Origin of the sequence: Moorena sp. SIO4E2 (assembly GCF_010671945.1) — a bacterium.
GTDB classification, from domain to species: Bacteria; Cyanobacteriota; Cyanobacteriia; order Cyanobacteriales; family Coleofasciculaceae; genus Moorena; species Moorena producens.
This window is the reverse complement of record NZ_JAAHIE010000670.1, coordinates 1-3,428: the sequence shown is the minus strand read 5'-3', so window position 1 is coordinate 3,428 and position 3,428 is coordinate 1. Positions and strand designations below refer to the sequence as shown.

Here is a 3,428-nt window from a genome sequence, read left to right as displayed (position 1 = left end):
ACCGTCTGCTGGTAGTGTTAGGGGCTTCCGGCAGTGGCAAGTCTTCCTTACTCAGGGCGGGTTTATTGTATCAGCTGAAGTTAGGTCAGGCAATTGCTGGAAGCGATCGCTGGCATTATCTAGAACCGTTCACTCCAGGTGTTGCACCAAAGCAAAGGTTACAGGAGGTGCTGGAAAAGGGGAAGCTTTTAGACAACAAGGGAGGCAATTCTAGTCTTACTCCGGTGGTCATGATTATTGACCAGTTTGAAGAGTGCTTCACTATGAGTAAGCCTGAGCAACGGCTGGAATTCTTTAACAGTTTGAGTGAATTATTAGAGCAGAAAGACAATCTAATTGTGTTAATTGCCATGCGCTCTGACTTTCGGGGGCGGTTGCGAGAGTATCCTCAATTTGTTGAAAAGATTAATAAACCATTAATCAATGTTGACCACTTGAACCGTGAGGAAATTGAAGAAGCGATCGCTAAACCAGCTGAATTAGTAGGATTGGGAATTGAGGGCAGATTAAAACAGCAACTGATTAACGATGTGGAAGATTATCCAGGCAGCCTGCCCCTGCTCCAATATACTCTGACGGAATTATGGAAACAGTCAAGACAGCAGCAGAAAACATTTTTACGCTTAGAAACCTATCAACAGTTAGGGGGAATTGAGGGAACTCTCGAAAAGAGAGCCAATCAGGTATTTGATAGTCTCTCAGCGGAAGAACAAAGTGTGGCTAGGCGTTTGTTGTTGGAATTAACTCAAGTGGGAGATACTCTCGATACCCGTAGACGAGTACGCCTGGGGGAGTTGGTCAATTCTCACCACAGTTTAGAACTGCTCGATGGTGTGAGCCAGACCTTAGCCAGTTCAGAGAACCGCTTGATTACTAGAAGCCATCAAGAAAATTCCCAGGATGTGGTTTTGGATGTGGTACATGAAGCCTTGATTCGCCACTGGGGAAAGTTGCTGGAGTGGAAGCAGACTTACACAGAAGCAATGGTGATCGAACGGAAGCTGGAAGCGGCAGCACAAGAATGGCAGCAGAAGGGTAAGAAGCGTGATGATGCCGGTTTACTCTTGCAAGGGGGGAGGTTAGTAGAAGCCCAGGAGTATTTAAACAAGTATGGCAAGTTGAGGATGTTGGATGGGCTGGCCGAGGAGTATATTCAGGTAAGCCGTCACAAGCACAAGCAAATCACCCGTAACCGCCGGTTAGTAGCGGTAGGGTTTGTTAGTGTGTTGGTATTGGGGACAGTTATTTCAACAGCTTTTGGGTTGCAGTCTCGTAAACAGGCGATAAAGGTAGAAGAACAGGCCAGAAAGGCAGAAGAAAGTGAAATTAAAGTCCTGAGTCAACTTTCAGAACTATTGTTTACCTTAGATCAACCATTTGATGCTCTAAAAGAGGGTTTAAAGGCATTAGGAAAACTGAAACAGGCGAATTGGGTAAAAGGTGATACTAGGATTAAAGCGATCGCTAGTTTACGGGAATCTCTCTATGGAGTGAAAGAATTTAATAGCCTAGACGAACAAAGCGAAGCTGTCTATAGCGTGGCCTTTAGCCCAGATGGCCAGACTATCGCTACTGCTAGTATTGACAACACCGTGAAACTTTGGAACCTAAAAGGCAAACCCCTGCACACCCTCACTGGACATAGCGATTATGTCACTAGCGTTACCTTTAGCCCAGATGGGAAGACTATCGCTACCGCTAGTGGGGACAAGACGGTGAAACTGTGGAATCACCAAGGCAAACACCTGCACACCCTCACTGGACATAGCCATTATGTCACTAGCGTGGCCTTTAGCCCAGAAGGCCAGACTATCGCTACTGCTAGTGGGGACAACACGGTGAAACTGTGGAATCACCAAGGCAAACACCTGCACACCCTCACTGGACATAGGAACTTTGTCACTAGTGTGGCCTTTAGCCCAGAAGGCCAGACTATCGCTACTGCTAGTGGGGACAACACGGTGAAACTGTGGAATCACCAAGGCAAACCCCTCCACACCCTCACCGAACATAGCGAACCTGTCATGAGTGTAGCCTTTAGCCCAGACGGCCAGACTATCGCTACTGCTAGTGCAGACAAGACGGTGAAACTGTGGAATCACCAAGGCAAACACCTGTACACCCTCACTGGACATAGCGATTGGGTCAATAGCGTGGCCTTTAGCCGAGATGGCCAGACTATCGCTTCTGGTAGTAGTGACAAGACGGTGAAACTGTGGAATCACCAAGGCAAAGTACTGCACACCCTCATCGGACATAGCGATTCTGTCAATAGCGTGGCCTTTAGCCGAGATGACCAGACTATCGCTACTGCTAGTTGGGACAACACCGTTAAACTGTGGAATCTCAAAGGCAAACACCTGTACACCCTCAAAGGCCATAGCGATTGGGTCAATAGCGTGGCCTTTAGCCGAGATGGGAAGACTATCGCTACCGCTAGTGGGGACAAGACGGTGAAACTGTGGAATCACCAAGGCAAACCCCTGCACACCCTCACTGGACATAGCGATTATGTCAATAGCGTCACCTTTAGCCGAGATGGCCAGACTATCGCTTCTGCTAGTAGGGACAACACCGTGAAACTGTGGAATCTAAAGGGCAAACTCCTGCACACCCTCAAAGGGCATAGCGATGATGTCACTAGCGTGGTCTTTAGCCGAGATGGCCAGACTATGGCTTCTGCTAGTAGTGACAAGACGGTGAAACTGTGGAATCTAAAAGGTCAGGAACTGCACACCCTCACCGGACATAGCGATTGGGTCAATAGCGTGGCCTTTAGCTATGATGGCCAAACTATCGCTTCTGCTAGTAGTGACAAGACGGTGAAACTGTGGAATCACCAAGGCAAGGAACTACACACCCTCACTGGACATAGCGATGATGTCACTAGCGTGGCCTTTAGCTATGATGGCCAAACTATCGCTTCTGGTAGTTTCGACAAGACGGTGAAACTATGGAATCACCAAGGCAAAGAACTGCAAACCCTCTCTGGACATAGGGCACTTGTCACTAGCGTGGCCTTTAGCCGAGATGGCCAGACTATCGCTTCTGCTAGTTGGGACAACACCGTGAAACTGTGGAATCACCAAGGCAAACCCCTGTACACCCTCACTGGACATAGGGAACCTGTCAATAGCGTCACCTTTAGCCCAGATGGCAAGACTCTTGCTTCTACTAGTTGGGACAAGACAGTAATTTTATGGAATTTTGATCTAGAGGATTTAGTGGAACAGAGTTGTGATTGGCTCCATGATTACCTAGTCACTCATAAAGAGGAAACAGAATTAAGGAAAATTTGTGGTATGTAGGGGAGTCGGAACCCACCCCTAACCCCTCCCAGGAGGGGAACGGGAGTCGGGAGATAGGGGGTTAGGGTACAGTTATATAAAGTATCATAAAGTCTATCAAAGTCCCAAAGAATTTGTTAG

General features: G+C 47.7%; 1 protein-coding gene. It reads left to right on the top strand.

The features are described from left to right. The coding region (locus F6K37_RS35155; protein ID WP_287255483.1) for a WD40 repeat domain-containing protein at window positions 1-3,308 on the top strand (3,308 nt) is incomplete at its 5' end. Window positions 3,309-3,428 lie beyond the last annotated feature (120 nt).